General features: G+C 47.5%; 15 protein-coding genes and 1 CRISPR repeat array. Of the genes, 5 read left to right on the top strand and 10 right to left on the bottom strand.

Annotated features, from left to right (window positions below):
- Positions 1-85: 85 nt before the first annotated feature.
- Positions 86-298: a hypothetical protein gene (locus tag ASF12_RS22300; protein ID WP_155973382.1), complete on the top strand. Its 213-nt coding sequence runs from the start codon at positions 86-88 to the stop codon at positions 296-298.
- A 76-nt stretch (positions 299-374) separates the two neighbouring features.
- Here ASF12_RS22300 and ASF12_RS34685 read toward each other — a convergent pair whose 3' ends face one another.
- From ASF12_RS34685 to ASF12_RS22285, 4 genes are all read right to left on the bottom strand, one after another.
- The gene (locus tag ASF12_RS34685; RefSeq protein WP_155973380.1) at positions 375-524 is read right to left on the bottom strand and encodes a hypothetical protein; all 150 of its coding nucleotides are present in this window, start codon (positions 522-524) and stop codon (positions 375-377) included.
- A complete protein-coding gene (locus tag ASF12_RS22295; RefSeq protein WP_056039699.1) occupies positions 525-713 on the bottom strand; it encodes a CsbD family protein in 189 nt (62 codons plus the stop codon).
- A gap of 88 nt (positions 714-801) precedes the next feature.
- Entirely contained in the window at positions 802-1,386 is a 585-nt protein-coding gene (locus ASF12_RS22290) for a GerMN domain-containing protein (protein ID WP_056039697.1), read from the bottom strand.
- A gap of 42 nt (positions 1,387-1,428) precedes the next feature.
- The gene (locus ASF12_RS22285; RefSeq protein WP_235533250.1) at positions 1,429-2,886 is read right to left on the bottom strand and encodes an N-acetylmuramoyl-L-alanine amidase family protein; all 1,458 of its coding nucleotides are present in this window, start codon (positions 2,884-2,886) and stop codon (positions 1,429-1,431) included.
- A gap of 278 nt (positions 2,887-3,164) precedes the next feature.
- On the opposite strand from ASF12_RS22285, the gene ASF12_RS22280 reads away from it, so the two are divergent.
- The 3 genes from ASF12_RS22280 to ASF12_RS22275 all read left to right on the top strand — a co-directional run bounded on the left by ASF12_RS22280 (position 3,165) and on the right by ASF12_RS22275 (position 8,121).
- Positions 3,165-5,690, top strand: a complete 2,526-nt coding sequence (locus ASF12_RS22280; protein WP_056039692.1) for an RCC1 domain-containing protein — start codon at positions 3,165-3,167, stop codon at positions 5,688-5,690.
- A gap of 228 nt (positions 5,691-5,918) precedes the next feature.
- On the top strand, positions 5,919-6,200 hold the full coding sequence (locus ASF12_RS34680; protein WP_155973378.1) for a hypothetical protein: 282 nt from the start codon (positions 5,919-5,921) through the stop codon (positions 6,198-6,200).
- A gap of 208 nt (positions 6,201-6,408) precedes the next feature.
- Positions 6,409-8,121, top strand: coding sequence for a sulfatase-like hydrolase/transferase (locus tag ASF12_RS22275; RefSeq protein WP_056039688.1), 1,713 nt, complete (start codon positions 6,409-6,411; stop codon positions 8,119-8,121).
- 160 nt (positions 8,122-8,281) lie between these two features.
- Positions 8,282-8,915: direct repeats of the CRISPR family, unit length 33 nt; unit sequence GTTTCAATCCACGCACTCCATACGGAGTGCGAC.
- Positions 8,916-9,142: 227 nt separating this feature from the next.
- Here ASF12_RS22275 and ASF12_RS22270 read toward each other — a convergent pair.
- From ASF12_RS22270 to ASF12_RS22260, 3 genes are read right to left on the bottom strand one after another with little or no spacing between them, the layout of a single operon-like run.
- A complete protein-coding gene (locus ASF12_RS22270; RefSeq protein ID WP_056039686.1) occupies positions 9,143-9,718 on the bottom strand; it encodes an RNA 2'-phosphotransferase in 576 nt (191 codons plus the stop codon).
- Between the two features lie 3 nt (positions 9,719-9,721).
- The gene (locus ASF12_RS22265) at positions 9,722-11,140 is read right to left on the bottom strand and encodes an RtcB family protein (RefSeq protein WP_056039685.1); all 1,419 of its coding nucleotides are present in this window, start codon (positions 11,138-11,140) and stop codon (positions 9,722-9,724) included.
- Between the two features lie 58 nt (positions 11,141-11,198).
- A complete protein-coding gene (locus ASF12_RS22260; protein WP_056039683.1) occupies positions 11,199-11,990 on the bottom strand; it encodes a nucleotidyltransferase domain-containing protein in 792 nt (263 codons plus the stop codon).
- Between the two features lie 395 nt (positions 11,991-12,385).
- Here ASF12_RS22260 and cysK point away from each other — a divergent pair, with 395 nt between their 5' ends.
- On the top strand, positions 12,386-13,324 hold the full coding sequence (gene cysK, locus ASF12_RS22255) for a cysteine synthase A (protein WP_056039682.1): 939 nt from the start codon (positions 12,386-12,388) through the stop codon (positions 13,322-13,324).
- Positions 13,325-13,342: 18 nt separating this feature from the next.
- Here the strand turns inward: cysK and ASF12_RS22250 are convergent, their stop codons facing one another.
- The 3 genes from ASF12_RS22250 to ASF12_RS22240 form a co-directional block, all read right to left on the bottom strand.
- Positions 13,343-14,461 carry a slipin family protein gene (locus tag ASF12_RS22250; RefSeq protein ID WP_056039679.1) on the bottom strand — a complete coding sequence of 373 codons (1,119 nt, stop codon included), beginning with the start codon at positions 14,459-14,461 and terminating at the stop codon, positions 13,343-13,345.
- A 23-nt stretch (positions 14,462-14,484) separates the two neighbouring features.
- Positions 14,485-14,715 carry a hypothetical protein gene (locus tag ASF12_RS22245; protein ID WP_155973376.1) on the bottom strand — a complete coding sequence of 77 codons (231 nt, stop codon included), beginning with the start codon at positions 14,713-14,715 and terminating at the stop codon, positions 14,485-14,487.
- Between the two features lie 355 nt (positions 14,716-15,070).
- Positions 15,071-16,525 (bottom strand): RtcB family protein, encoded by a 1,455-nt coding sequence (locus tag ASF12_RS22240; RefSeq protein ID WP_235533249.1) that lies wholly within the window; start codon positions 16,523-16,525, stop codon positions 15,071-15,073.
- Positions 16,526-16,552: the final 27 nt, after the last annotated feature.

Here is a 16,552-nt window from a genome sequence, read left to right as displayed (position 1 = left end):
CTCCCATCATAATACCATCGTTTCCCGCTCTTGGTTAGTCCGAAGGCAAGTTTGGGTAAGTAAAGAATAAGCGAGAGGAGGGTATATGATGTCTATTCATAACGAAAAGCCGATCGATTTACCAGAGCCGAATCCAGACAAATCGCCGGAACTCATACCGCCGAACCCACCTGAGATTTTGCCCGAGCAGCCCGCGCCCGAAATGAATCCCAGCACTCCAACGCCCGAGTTCGAGCCTGTGCCTGCACCGAATGTCGAAACGGAATTCCCAACCGAAATGCCGCCTGACCACTTTTAAAATAGCGCAAAGCAAAGGAGCGTTTGCCGACCTGCACAGCAGCGGCGAATGCTCCTTTACTTTGGTTAGCCATGCATTACTGTACCTTGCAATTATCTTGCAATGCTTTGCGGGTACGCTCGCCTCCTGCCTGATCGTTATGCGCCGCAAGAAGCCAGCCTCCACGGATTGTGAAGGCTGGCTTCTTGATGAACGATGCGGCTATAGCCAAGCTTGCAGCAGTCATCTACCTGCTGATTTTATTTTTGAGCTCGCCGATTTTTTCTTGGGCGATACCTTTGGCTTTATCCAGCTTGCCTTCTCCTTGCAGCGATTCATTGTTCGTCGCTTTGCCGATCTGGTCTTTAATCTCGCCTTTTACTTGATTGACTTTGCCTTTTATTTTATCGCCTAAACCGTTATTTGAAGCTGTCATATGATCATCTCCTCTTTGGTTATATGTCTCTTTACCTCTTAAAAGAGATTATGAAACATTGCGATGCAACAATCGGCTATCATCAAGCTTATTTCCCTCTCGTAATGGGATGCTCCAAATCGGCATGTCCCATTAAGCTTTCCAGTTGCTTTCCATCAACGAGCAAATCAATTGTTTTCACCTCTACGAATTGAAATAGCGTCCATGTTAAAGCATCCAAAGCGAATATTTCACTGCCAGATCCGAGACGCGCCGTGTCAGGCATATGAATGTCAAGCGTGAGCGCTCCGTTTTTAAAATGGACGGATTTCAGCTCGATCTCCTTCGACCAGAGTGGTATCAGCTCGGCATTGTCGCTTTGCTGCAAAGCTTTAAAGGCTTCTGTATATTTTTCTACAGGTGTGGAAAAAGAAATCTGCACACCCGCTTTATCAAGCTTTTCCCCCTGCGGGTCTGAGAAAAAAACTTCAATTGTCCGCTTCTTCACTTCCGCAGCAGATACCGGAGCCTCAGCCGTTTGCTGCGGCTCCACGACTGTGGCTGCTGTGACCGTCTTGGATTGGGTAGCATCTAGAGTAACCTCTTGCGCCGGATGGGCTGATGACTTGTCCGCGCAGCCGGCTGTCGTCATAACGATTAATAGGAGCGCCGCAATAGCAATCTTTGTGTTCATTCAAACTCCACCTCCCTCAGGAATTGAAAGAAACAAGCTGTACTATTTAATACCCAAATATTCTTTAATTCCCTCAACGATGCCTTTTGCCATACGCATTTCCACCGTTTCATTCGTAATAACCGCCAAATCCGACGCATTGCTCATAAAGCCTGTCTCGAGCAGAACCGCCGGCATCGTTGTCTCTCGTATGACGTGATAGTTGCCATATTTCACTCCGCGATCTCTCAGACCAGTCGCTTCCACCAAATAGCGATGAATCGTCTTAGCTAATGGTATGCTCGAATCCCGCGCATAATACGTCTCTGTGCCTGAAGCTGTGGTTGTCGTGTAGCCGTTGGCATGCAGGGAGACGAACAAATCGGCATTCAGTGCATTTGCCAGCTTCGCACGATTCGAAAGACTAAGTGTAGTATCATCCTTTCGCGTCATCACCACATTAATGGCAGACACCTGCTTCAGCAGCTGCTCGACCTTCAAGGAAAGCTTCAGATTGATTATTTTTTCCTGCAGCCCTGTCAGCGCCACCTTGCCTGGCTCAACACCGCCGTGGCCGGGATCAATGACGACGATTTTTTTGCCGTCTGAACTGATTGGCGGCACAATCGGCGGACCGCCTACGTCGCCGTCCACATTAAGGTCTACGACATAAAGGCCAGAATCATCGCTGACAAGCTGATAGGAGGTCGCCTGTCTCAAATCCAAAACGATGCGAATAGCCGACGGCTCGCGGGTAAACAAAGAATAACGCACCTTCGTAACATCTGAGCTGTCCGTAATGACAAGCTCGCCCATCTGGCTGCCATTCAAAGCTTGTCCATCGCCAAACGACGGTGCAAAAGCCGAATTTGGCAAATCGATGACGAGGCGATCCGGCGCCTTCATCGCGAAAATTTTCGGCCCTACTTTGCCGCTTGTCGTGACGATAAGGCGGTTGTCATTAAAGCTGATAGCGCTTACTGTTGACACGCCACTCGGGATAGCTCCATCAATAATGGTGCCTCCCGTGCCGGAAGAGGGCGGAATAACCGGGTCCGTTTCCCCCTCATCGATGACCACTTCTGGAATCGGGCTCGTTAAAGTGACCGTCTTCGTCGTATTGTTCCAGCCAACCTTGAGATTCATCTGCTCGCCTACGAAGCGCAGCGGAACGAGCGTTGTTCCTTTTTTAATCACAGGAGGAGCATCTATTTCTATGGCAGCCGTATTGATCTTTGCCGCTTTCTGGCCTACCGTCATTTCAATGAGCGTGCCTTCCTTGCTAATCGTGACCGTCTGTGCCTGCTTATCCCAGAGCACGTCGTAGCCCAAGCTTTCCGATACGATCCGAATTGGGATCATGACTTTTTTGTCAATGATTTCGGCTTTCGTATTTTCAGGCTGCACAAGCTCTGTTCCGTCCAAAATCACCTTCGTATCCACCGCTGCTGCAAAGCTATCGTTTGGGAACGCCACTAAAAACATAAATAATACCATTAAGAACCCTATCTTCTTCATCATACTCTCCTGACATTGTGTCTTTTTTTGAATCATTGCAACCTCTCTTCTCTTTACAATTTCAATTTTTTCCATAAAAAATTAGACGAACTAATATGGAAAAAGTTGCAGGAATCTAGCATTTATGATGAGATTTCTTTTATGATTAAAATAAGGGAATATATTGACCAAATAATAAGAACGAGTTATGTTTGTCACTGTGTTCGTCCTTTATGTTAGATTATGGATCAGCTAAAGTGAATTGAACATCTCGATTTTATACATAATCAGGGGGAAAACAGATGAAAAAATGGTTTAGCAGTTTATCACTGAGTCTATTTGTTATTTGCTTTATTTGTTCAAATACTATATTCGCTCAAGGCTTGGTGGATCATTCAAGATTGAGTACAACCCCAGTCCCCTTCTCTTTGGAAGGATCGTACGAATACTATGTAAAATTTGACTCCAATCGGGTTGTAACGGTCGAAGGGATCATCATCAATAGCGCAAATTTAACCGTGGACTTAGAATTTATTGATCCAAGCAGCGGATATACCTTAATCAAAACGTTGCAAACCCCACTCAATGCTAAAGGCTACTTTAAAGTTGTAACTGAACCACTCGATATCAGTGTAAGGCCCATTGTTGAAATCCAAAGTCCTACAGGTGCCCGCTATGGAACAGTGGATACAGAACCTGGCACTCTGCTAAAAAAATATGAAAGCAGCTTGGAATATGATCAAACAAAATCCAGCATTGACAGCACAAAAACGAGAGAAGAAATACAGGATTTAAAAAACCGTCTGGCTCTCGGAGATAGAGTTACTTACTCTGTTGATTCTAATGGACAGTTATGGGCATGGGGCAGCATTCCGCAGGCACTATGCGATTCATCTAAAGTCTGCAATTCGACTGCTCCGAAAAAAATAACGAAGTTTAAAAATGTCAAACAAATAGCTGCCAACTATTCAACTGCAGCAGTATTGACAACAAAAGGCGAAGTCTATTTATGGCGTCATAATATTTCTTCTCCTATTTTAATGAAAGAGCTCCAGGGAGCTGTTCAAGTACAAGTAGGTGGACAAGGGCATGGGATGGTTTTAAAAAAAGATGGAACGGTAACCGAATGGGTTTTACCTTTCAATGAACCCTACCATGATGTTTATGAAACGGATATAACGAAAGCACAAATTAAAACCAATCAGGTAAAGGGCCTGAAAAGCGTCACAAAAATTTTGATCGGCCTATCCTTCTATGGCGATTCCTATCTCGCATTAAAAAATGATGGGTCTGTCTGGGCATGGAAGGATGTAAGTGTAGCACTAAGTTATAAACAAAAAGGAAAATCAACAGATACAGGCATCTTACAGCATGTATTAGCAAGCACAGATAACCCACAAGAGCTAAAGGGCTTTCCCAAAGTAATGGATATTGGCTCACAGGATGCTGGGCCGCTGCTGCTTACGGAAGCCTATGATTTATGGGGTTATACAGATACGAAGGATAAGAAGGTTAGCCTACCTGAAAAAGTCGCCAGCGGTGTCATTAGCACTTTTCAAAATATGAGATATGTGATGAAGGAAGATGGACGGTATTATCAGTATGAAGCTGCCGGCAAACAAATATCGAATGACCCTTTCACCCCCTTTAATGACTACAAAATAATTGCTAGCGGTACGACATGGATTAATAATAGTTTGCATTATGCTGGAGTTAAAATAGATGGAACCTTAATGAGCTGGGGTGGAAATAATGGCGGTCAACTGGGAATTGGAAAAACGGCTGCCCTCAGTTTTGCTGTAAATCACATTCAAAGCATAAAAGACCCAATCGCTTTATCTGCAAATAGCGGTCATGTGCTTGCGCTAAATAAACAAGGTGATATCTATGGCTGGGGAAGCAATAAAGAGCATGAAGTTAAAAGCGGCAGTACGGAGGATGTTCTTGCCCCTTTTAAAATTACGACTATTAAATCTGCGATACAAGTAGCTGCTGGGAATGAATTTTCTCTCGCATTAACCAAAGAGGGCAAGCTTTACGGCTGGGGTAAACTAACGCGTTTAGGGGCAGCAGCCGATTCGGATAAGCCACTTCCTTTAGACCTGATCCAAGAGCCTATCAAAGAAATCGCTGCATATAATAAGAGTGTCGTTATTTGGACATCGAGTGGAAAAGTATACCACCTCGGGGAGTGGGGCTCCAGCAACGTCACGAAAAATAAAAATCTAGTGTGGCAGGTTAATATTAGCGATGTTATATCTGTAGGTGTTAGCAACGATCGGGGATTTGCAGCCAAAAAAGATGGCTCTGTGTGGTACTGGTCAGGTCCAAAAAAAGAAGGCACTATTACCGCTTCAAAAATCTCCGGCTTTTCAGGTATTACTAAAGTGTTTGCAGGCGGAGATTCATTTAATGGAGATACGTTAATCGGAATCGATAAAAACAAAGGGCTATGGCGCTGGAATAGCTCGCAAAGCTTTGTTAGCAATATTAGGCAGAAGCCTTATCGAGCGACCAAAACCTATGTTGGACCTGTAAAAGAAAAATTAGATTATAGTACAGTTTCAACTACTGGACGATTAAGCCTTTATATAACGACACAAAAAGAATTATTATACGAAGGAAAGTCAATGGGTCGTTTGCTAGAGCAGGACGGGGGGAATAAAAACGTTACAGCGATTGCAGCTTATGGAGAGAATTATTACTGGGTGTCTAAAGGCCGGTTATTGACCTATGGTTCAAGCAATAATGCTGGAGAGCTGGGTATTGGCACAAAAGGCTGGTATGAAGAGCCGCAAAAAGTAGTGGCTGCAACCAAGTTATTTTAAATGTACAGTGAGCAGGGCATGATGATTTATCGAATACATGAATACGAAAAGTGAGATTCATAGTAGCTCTTCAAAGTGAAGTTCATCGAGTCTACCGAATAGGTAGGCTCTTTTATTTCAGAGCTTACATCACACAAGATGTTGCCATGACAGTCGTATCGCACAGCATTGCTTATGACTTTGACACCTTATCCCATTTTGAAAATGGAACCGAGATAAATTGGGGGGGTGGTCACTGCCCCCATCGATCCCGCTAATCCAGAGTATTCTTCTTCCTACTCCATATATGATATTTTTGGCGTTTCAACAAACGCACAGCATCACGACGAAGCGGCATTATTAATGGATTTTATTGCTCATGTTTCATCAAACAGCCGATTAATTGCAAAAAATAAAACGAATTATGGCTTACCCGCAGTAACCGACTATATGAACCCTATAGGCGATCATGACCTGTATCCTTTCTATGAACTCAAGCCCATTCCTAATCAGAAATTTCGGATGATTTAACGATTGAGGAAGCTTTAAATGAGTTAGATGTAACAGGTCAGATGGCCATCGATGATGCCTTGCTCAAATTGAACATAGAAAAGTAGCTTAAAGTATTTATTCGAAAAGCATTACGTCACGGCTCAGACTCCATGCGCTGGGCCTCTTCTTTTCCAAGCCATTGCCGCATAATCTAGGGTTAAAATTATACCCTGGGGGGGGTGCTGTCGTGAACAGCCAACCGCTCTCAAGAAAAAAGCCTAATTTTCTTGTCATTCTCGTCGATGAGGAGCGCTATCCTCCCATCTATGAGAACGCGGAAATTAAGCAATGGAGCAAGGAAAATCTCGTTGACCAGCAATTTCTGAGAAAAGCGCACAGCATGGAATTTCACAGGCATTATATCGGAAGTGCTGCTTGCTGTCCGAGCCGAGCTACGTTAATGACCGGGCAATATCCTTCGCTCCACGGGGTCAGCCAAACAACAGGGATTGCCAAGGATCCGTTTGACTCGGATATGTTTTGGCTGGGCAGCAATACGGTGCCTACGCTTGGGAACTATTTTCGCGAGGCAGGTTACCAAACCTATTATAAGGGAAAATGGCATTTTTCCTACCAAGATATCATTATTCCTGGCACGCATCAAAGCGTCCTCAGCTATTCCCCCGATAACGGTATTCCAGATCGAGCACGGGAGGAGCTGTATTTGCATGCCAATCGAATGGACGATTTCGGATTTTCCGGCTGGATTGGCCCAGAGCCTCACGGTAGAGACCCGCGAAACTCCGGCTCGTCTGCTGCTAAAGGGCTGAGCGGCCGAGATATCGTCTATGCCTCCGAAGTGGTTTCACTGATTCAGGCTATTGCCCATGAGAAAGAGCGAAATGATGCGGCAAAGCCATGGCTCGTTGTGTCTTCATTTGTGAACCCGCATGATATTGTTTTATACGGGGCTCTCGCTGCACAGCTGCCTGCCTTCAATTTCGACATAGGGCCAATGCCTCCGGTCGCGCCAGCGCCGACCCAAAATGAACCTTTAGATACGAAACCGCGCTGCCAAAAAAGCTACCAGCAAATTCACCCGCGCGCGCTGCAGCCCATTATTAATGAGCCTCATTACCGCAAGCTTTATTACCATATGCAAAAACAAGCCGATATGCAAATGCAGAAAGTGCTTGAAGCGCTTGTCCAATCCTCTGCCTATGAAGAAATGCTCCATGTCCCTTTAGTCATTCACAGCAAGCAGCTGTTTCCGAAGCCAGAGTCAAAGCCTTTCAATACCCTTACAAGCCATGTTGATCTGCTCCCGACTATGCTTGGGCTGGCCCAGGCTAACGTAGGAGACATCCAAAGCCGCTTGCAAAAAAAATTCAGCGAGGCCCATCCCTTTGTCGGCCGTGACCTGTCCAGCTTTATTTTAGGGCAAAACACATCCGAGCCCGTAGAATCACCGATTTATTTTATGATCGACGACGACGTTACGCGGGGCCAGCACCAAGTTAACCCAATCGGAATACCATTTCCTTCCGTTGTTCAGCCCAATCATATTGAAACGGTAATTGCCCCTCTCTATAACGATAACAACAAACAATTATGGAAGTATTCCCGCTATTATGATAACGAGCAGTTTTGGAGCGAGCCGGGAGCTAGAGACGTAACTTTTCAGCCGACCGCTCAGCATATCGGTAGTGCAGCCTCCGTGTCACTCTCTGCCTCTAATATCTGCTATGTTGCAGCTATCAAAACCGTTCCTGTTGCTGAGGAATACGAGCTGTATAATTTGACCGCTGACCCGCTTGAAACACGCAATCTCGCCCATCCTGCCTTCGCGACCGAGCAGACGAAACGCGTCCAACAACAGATGGCACAGCTGCTTGACGAACAACGGCATCAAAAAAGGATAAAGCCTTACCTTACTGGCTTATCGCCAGACGAATTATAAATTCGGCAGCCTGAAATTCCTTTCCCTGCCGAACATAAAAAGAGTATGGAGGCTATTAAAACCTTCATACTCTTTTTGATTTGTTTGAAAAACGCAGTCTGACGAGATGCAACAGATGTTTCAGTCATTTGTTGTTGCCTTATTGTGCGACCATAAAAATGTTTTTCTCGTAGCACTCCATACGGAGTGCGACTTCAACCAGTTTGGATCTGTTTTACTATGTGACGATGTTTCAATCCACGCACTCCATACGGAGTGCGACATCAGATCAAACCTGTCCTGGACAGTATTGACGGTTTCAATCCACGCACTCCATACGGAGTGCGACTCAATGTACTCGCCGTATGCATCCCTCGTAATGCGTTTCAATCCACGCACTCCATACGGAGTGCGACTAACACGGATATTATCAGGGTGTCGCTTGCAGGGTTTCAATCCACGCACTCCATACGGAGTGCGACGGTAGTAGCTTCTAGGCTTATTGTCGCCAATCGGTTTCAATCCACGCACTCCATACGGAGTGCGACATGGCGATTCCGTTTTGAAGCCATGGGATGATACGTTTCAATCCACGCACTCCATACGGAGTGCGACGGCATGGATTGGGTAACGGGCATTGCCGCTGCAAAGTTTCAATCCACGCACTCCATACGGAGTGCGACCAGTATCGCCAATCTCTGCTGCATCCCGCGCATGTTTCAATCCACGCACTCCATACGGAGTGCGACAGTCAATCGTGAGCAAACTATATATACTCCTGAGTTTCAATCCACGCACTCCATACGGAGTGCGACAGCGAAATTACATACAATTGATCCAATCATGGCATCAATTCACGATCTTTTCAAGAACAATAATGCTAAGCGTATATGATTAAAACCTTGACATTTTAGAGAGTTATTCAAATTCGACACGTATCGACATTTTCTGAGGTGCGAATCCCCTAGGGATTTCATGGGAGCTTCACATTCGCACCAAAAAATGGCTGCGATTACCTCAGCGAAAATTGTAATTCTTTTACCTAATTTTTCACCGTATCAATCGGCAAATCATATTTCCGGCAGCATGCCGCCGGAATTTCCTCAGCCAGCCACACCTCATTGCCAGCATAATAAAAAACAACCCCGAGCTCCGCGGCAAGCTGCGTATCCACTGCCAAAATCACAAGTTTGCCCCTTCGGCTGCCCGCAAGGGCTGCAAAATCCAGCCCCTCCGACAGATGGCAATACTGGCGGCCCATCGCTTGAATGCCTTCGCGCAAAATAGCCGCCACCACCGCTTCATTCGTGCCATGATACAAAACTTCCGGCGGCACCGCAGCCGGATAGCTCACCTTTTGCACGCTATGCCCATAACGGGCGCGGATGCGCCCGTCTGCAAGCTCAAAGCGCTGCTTCGAGGAGCGCTCCACAACATAGCGGATATGCGCTTCCGTCATGCTGCTCCAATCCGGCTGCCGATTAATGGCGGCCAGCAGCTCGCTAAGCAAGCAGGAGCCATCCGCTTCATCGAGCAGGATGCCGAACTTTTCGGGCGCATGCCGCAATATTTTGGTCATCATCTTGCTGAGGCTTTTTTCCCTTTTATCCGTTAACATCGCTTAAGCCCCCTTAATTGTCGCCAGCGGCTTGCATTTGGCCACAACCTCGGCAAGTCCGGCTCCAACGACACTCTCAATAATTTGATCAACATCCTTGTACGCCTGCGGCGACTCGTCGACCATCGACTCTAGCGAACGCTGGTTAAGAACAATTTCGTCCTCCATCCCTACCCGCATTGATGCGGCAAACTCTTCAACTGTAATGAGCCGTTTGCTCGCACTCCGCGAGCGGATACGACCAGCGCCATGGCAGATGGAGTGGTAATTGTCGCGTCCACCCGCCTTGCCAACCATAATGTAGGAGGAGGAGCCCATCGAGCCGGGAATGAGCGCCGGATGCCCTGTTTCCTTGTATGGCTCAGGGTTATCCGGATGCTGTGCAGGGAGCGCTCTTGTCGCCCCTTTGCGATGGACGAAATACGAATGCCCGTCATGCTCTTCCTCCCATGCATAATTGTGCATGAGATCATAGAGCGTCGACATTTCAAATTTGCTGCCAAAAACATCCTTCCCCGCCTCGCGAATCGCATAAGCGATGAGATGGCGGTTGACGACCGCATAATTCAGAGCGGAATACATCAGCTCTACATAATCTTTGCCCAGTTGATGTGCAAGCGGCGCAAACACCAGCTTGGGATCAGCGGTGCCCAGCCCTTCGGCTTTCATCATTTTAGTCATATTGCTGCTGCAATATTGGCTTACCGAGCCACCCCATGCGCGCGAGCCGGAATGAATCATGATGACGACCTGACCGTCCTTCAAGCCCCAAGCATCCGCGATTTCGCGGTTTTCCTCAGGAATTTCAATCGCCTGAATTTCAGCAAAATGATTGCCGCCGCCAAGCGTGCCGAGCTGGCGATGCGAGCGATGCCATACCCGTTCCGGGAATAAGCCCAGCGCGCCGCCATCCACATAAAATTTGCTGCTTTCCACATGCGTCAGCGAAGTCGCTTTGCGCGGTGTATAAGCATCCGGAATATATTTTTTCGGCAAGCCGTGCAATCCTTTTTTCACAACATGCTCTAAGCGAATATCTGAAAAATGGCCCCGCCCATGCTCTTCCATCGGCAAATATTTCTCAATCGCCTTCACCAGCTTGCGGCGAAGCTTCACATCCTTCAATTCATCTTTGTGCAAATTGGTCAAATGAACCCGCATGCCGCAGCCAATATCGCTGCCGACAATGGAAGGCGAGACATAGCCGTCTTCCATATTCCATACTGCAGTCGTTCCAATGCACGTACCTACGCCAACATGAACGTCAGGCGTGTAGCCCATATAAACTTGATTCGGTATTTGCAAATTGTTGTTGGCAAGCTCAAAAACTTTATAATCCAGCGCAGCAAACAGCTCCGGCCCCGCATATACATGCACCTGCCCCGATGGCAGCTTCACTTGTTGATAATAGTTGTGTAACATCAATTAAATTTCCTCGTTTCTTATGCTGCGGCTGCGCCCTGCCGCCTTGCCTGCCGCTCTATTTCGCGCCCGGCCCCCATACTTCCCGGAGTGCCGAGCGAAATAGTTCATCCAGCGCTTGATCCTGCTTCTGCCCCGAAGCTGGCGCTTGCTTTGCCACTTCCTCGTAATAGGCGATACGCCTCGCGAGAAAATCGTTAATTACACTGATTTTCGGCTCCAAATCCAGCTCGATGCCTGCTTTCTTGCGTTCAAGCAGCGTGAGCACCTCGCGTTTAAGCGACGAATCCGGCAGCATCTCATGCACCAGCTCCTCAAATGACAGAGGAGGTACGGTGCCTCGCTCTTCAACCCATTGGCAGGCGAGCACCGGGCGCAGCACGTAGAAATATTTTTTAATTTTCACTTGGTCGCCCTGCAAATACTCGCGAAAGTTCCCTTTCGCCATATGCAAATAATGATAGATGCTGGAGCGCGGCGAGAAGCTCGCCGGGAGCAGATTGCGAATTTGCTTCGCTACCGTCGTCTCCTCCATATAGTTGATTGGCGACTGCAGCCATTCCAGCAGCGGCGGATTCGATTTGCGGAATAAATTCAGCGCTTTTTTCAAATCCCAGCCGTTAATATCGAGCATGTCGCTGATTGGGCGTTCAATCACATCGCGCTGCTCAAAAATCGATAAATACCAATTTGTCTCCCGTACATAAATAAATCTTACATCGTAATCACTGTCCTTCGACGGGAAGCCCCATGCGCGGCTGCCTGACTCACAGGCATACACGATACGCACGCGTTCCTCCGCTTCTATTTTGCGCAGCTCCGCTGCTATTTTAGCTTTATAATCGCTCATCCGAAGCCCTCCTTTGTTTTTTTGGCAACAAAAAAGAAGCTACGGACATTCGAGCATCGTCCATAGCTTCTTAAGTAATTAGAGCTATTGCAAGTCAGTATAGACAGCGCACAGCTGACCTATAATCCTTCGACTTACAGCAGTTGGTTCCGCTGAGGCCGACCCGCATGGACGTTAGCTATGAAGTTGGTTTGTCGGATAATCATCATATTTACGGACATTTGTTTCGGCCTCCCTTCAAGTTATTTCGTTCATCTTACTCGCGTACCCAGCAATTGTCAACCCATTTTTAACTAATTCACGATCGATACTGTTCTATTGCAAATCATTTGATTATTTAGTACTGTTTAAATCACAGTTAAACAGTAGGATTAAACAAAGCAGGAGGAGAAAAATTGGCTAATATTCATAAAAATTTAACCGAACTAATTGGAAATACGCCGCTGCTTGAGCTTGTTAATTTTAGAAATTCACAAAACTTGCAAGCAACTGTAATCGCAAAACTGGAGTATTTAAATCCAGCTGGAAGCGTAAAGGATCGTATAGGCTTTGCCATGATTAAAGATGCCGAAGAAAAAGGTCTCATTCATAAAAACTCGGTCATTATCGAGCCAACGAGCGGCAATACCGGAATCGGGCTAGCGTTTGCCGCCGCAGCTCTTGGCTATAAGCTAATCATTACCCTTCCTGAAACGTTCAGCATTGAACGGCGAAAGCTGCTGCTTGCGCTTGGTGCCGAGCTGATTTTAACACCGGAAGCGGAAGGCATGACGGGCGCCATTAGACGGGCCGAGCAGCTTGCTGCCGAGACGCCAAATTCTTTTATCCCCCAACAGTTCAACAATCCTGCCAATCCGGAAATTCACCTAAGCACAACCGCAGAAGAAATTTGGCGCGATACGGACGGTGAAGTTGATATTTTCATCGCTGGTGTAGGAACAGGCGGTACCATATCTGGTGTAGGACGGCTCTTGAAGGAACGCAAGCCCGCTGTGCAGATCATTGCGATCGAGCCCTACGATTCGCCTGTATTGTCTGGAGGCAATCCGGGTAGACATGCTATTCAGGGACTTGGAGCCGGATTTATTCCAGACAATTTCCACAGCCAATATGTCGATGAGATTTTTAAAGTTAAAAAAGAAGATGCATTTGCAACTGCACGACTGCTTGCAAGAACCGAGGGCCTGCTGGCCGGAATCTCCTCCGGCGCCGCTGCATATGCAGCAGCACAAATTGCCAATCGGCCAAGCAATGCTGGCAAAACCATCGTCGCTTTGCTTCCAGACAGCGGAGAACGTTATTTATCTACATCGCTATTCCCTTCTATCGATTAGTAAAAGGGCTTCACCTTATCATTCTTGCTTTGCACTCAGCAGCGAATTGAGCTGCTCCAGCATGTTGCCGCCGCTGGACAGCGAAATCGTGCCGATTTTCTCGCAAATTTTTTCCATAAACTCAAGCTCTTTAAGGCGGTACAGCGTCGTATTTTCATCCATCAGCTTCGCTGTGTTCAGCAGGCTGCGGGTAGAAGCCGTCTCCTCGCGGCGGGTGATGAGATTGGCTTGCGCCTTCTTCTCCGCAATGAGCACCGTGTTCATAATATCCTTAATATCGCCTGGCAAAATAATGTCCTTCACGCCTGCCGACAGAAACTGGACGCCGTAATCGTCGCCCTTCTCATTGAGCCGGGAAAGCACGAATGCGGCGATTTCCTGCTTCATCTTCAGCAAATCATCGAGGCGCAGCGTACCGACATATTCCCGCAAAATCAGCTGCAGCACAATGTACACCTGATCTTCAAACGATTTAATCATCAGCACTTTAATCGGATCGGTGATTTTGTATTGGCAGACGAAGTTAAGCCGCAGCGTTACCTTGTCCTCCGTCATCATTTCCTGTCCCGTCAAATCAAGCTGCTGCTGGCGCAAATCCGTCTTGCGGACGAGCACCGTCGTCGGGCCATTCCAGAAATAATATTTGCCCGGCGCCAGCTCCCGCTGCATCACATTGTTATAAAACAGTGCCGCTGTCTCATAATTCGCGACCTCCACGCACTGGTAGTAGCCATTAAGCTTAGACATAATCGCGAGATTAATGTCCTTGCCGATCTCAGGCTGGCGAATATCCGCATGAACGAACGTATGCTTTTTCAGCACATTCCAGAAAATATGCTTGCCTGCCGTCAACAAGGAATTAAATTTCCCATCTACATAATGCAGCACATATTCAAAATCCTGCACCTCAACGATAGTAAGCTGGGCGAGCAGCTCCTGATCATGCAGAAACATATCGGCATCCTTGCCCGTAACTTGAAAACGCTTCGTCACATTCAGTACAGTCGCCGTTTCCTCGCGCCATGCGGACAACCGGTATTTGCCTGGCTGCAAAAGCTTGATATATCCGCCTTTACGGAACAGAAGCGCGCGCTCATCATCCTGTATAATCAATGGATTTTTAAATTTAGTCGTCATATAAGCCACCTCATTCAGGTTAGTTAAACGTTAGATTGATTGATTGATTTGTCATTTGAGTCGTTGTGATTCTTACAATCAGGAATGCTTCCTGCGGTTAAAGCGGAATCAGGCTTAAGAGCATCATCAAGCGCAGCAATTTGCGCGGTGCTCTGCGAAGCATAGCGGCCGTGTTCAACTTCAACAGGCCGATCCTTCGCTTTGCTTACCGCAAAATATACCCGCTTTCCCTGCTCGGTATCCACCGATTGCATAGCCGTGCCGCAGCGCCGCCGTAAAGGCCGGCATGAGCATTCCTGCTGCAAGAGTCTCTCATTTTTTTGCTCCTTGAAAGGGAGTTGATGTGTGCTATAGCGTAGCTACAGCTGCTCCAATGCTCCGTATCAAAACGGTTGGGATTCGAACCCGATTCTAAAGCTGGTGGGGCCCAAGCTTCATGCGCTTTGCAGCACACAAGCGCACAGTGTACGCCCGTACTGCTGGATCATACTGAAATCCATGCCATGGCAAGCCATAAGCTATGCAGCCCAATCTATTATTGAAGTTATCTTAAATAGCAAAGTTAAGGAGCTGCGAGGAAATTAGCGGTACTTTATTTCGTCGCAGTCTCTAAGTGCCTTTAATGGCAGCCATCGGCTGGCATTTGGCAACGACAGCGGCAAGCGAAGCGCCGACCACACTATCGATAATTTGATTCACGTCCTTGTAAGCCTGCGGACATTCATCGAGAATATCCTTCAATGAGCGGTGGTTGACCAAAATTTCATCGTCGCTCCCGACACGCAGCGATTGCTCAAATTGATCGACGGTGACGAGTTCCTTCGTCGCCCGTCTCGATCTGGCGCGCCCCGCCCCATGGCAGATGGAATAGAAGTTTTTCACCCCTTCATCCTTGCCGACCATAATATAGGATGCCGTTCCCATCGAGCCTGGAATAAGAGCAGGATGCCCCGTCTCCTTATAAGCAGGCGTATTTAAAAAATGGTTCGGCGGCAGCGCACGCGTCGCACCCTTCCGATGAACGAGCATCGGCTGCTTGCGGTGAAACTCCTTGAGCGCGTAATTATGCATCAGATCATAAAGCACAGGCAGCTCCATCTCCGGGCCAAAAACATCCCGGAACGCTTGCTGGACGCCAAACGCAATCATATGGCGATTGCTGACGGCGAAATTCAGCGCCGAATACATGAGATTCAAATACATTTGTCCCTCGCGGCTTTCAATCGGTGCATACACCAGATTTGGATCAGGGTTGCTGATTCCCCACTGGTACATCGCTTCTTTGATGACCTTGTTATATTCACGGCCAACGGCAGCGCCCCAGGAGCGCGAGCCGGAATGGATCATGACGACGACCTGGCCGTCGAACAAGCCCCATTTTTCCGCCAATTCGCCGTATTCGTCGTTGATGTCCAAATATTGAATTTCAATAAAATGGTTGCCGTTGCCGAGCGATCCCAACTGCCCATGGGCATTACGCATAATACGGGGCGGCAAATGCTCCAGCGCAGCATGGTCGAAGGCGAATGCCGCTTGCTCGACATGCGTCAGCCATTGCTCATTAGGCACATACTGGGCCGGAAGCCCTTTTAGCCCGTGCTGCACAACGCTCATAATATCGATATCCGCGTAATTTGTATTCGTCCGCTCGTGGGTTGGCACGTATTGTTCAATCGCTCTAATTAGTGCGCGGCGCACCTCTTTATCCTGAATATCGCGCTTATGCAGCGGCGTTGTATGCACCCTCATGCCGCAGCCGATATCCGATCCCACAATCGACGGCGAGATAAAGCCATCCTTCATATTCCAGACGGCCGTCGTTCCAATGCACGTTCCTACTCCAATATGCGCATCCGGCGTATAACCCATATATTGATTGCGCGGAATGCGCAAATTGTTGTCAGCCATTTGATATACATTAGGCTCAAGTGATGCAAACACTTCATCATTTGCGTATACATGCAGCTTTCCGTTTGGAAGGCTGAGCTCGCGGTGATTGGTTCCTTTAAGCTGAATCGTCTTCTGCAGTACTTGTTTTGTCATGTCATTCATTGTGTTGGCCATTGCTGTTCCTCCTTCATTCTGCCCTGC

Origin of the sequence: Paenibacillus sp. Leaf72 (assembly GCF_001422685.1) — a bacterium.
Lineage (GTDB): Bacteria > Bacillota > Bacilli > Paenibacillales > Paenibacillaceae > Pristimantibacillus.
The sequence above is the reverse complement of the archived record's forward strand: the minus strand, read 5'-3'. Positions and strand labels throughout refer to the sequence as shown.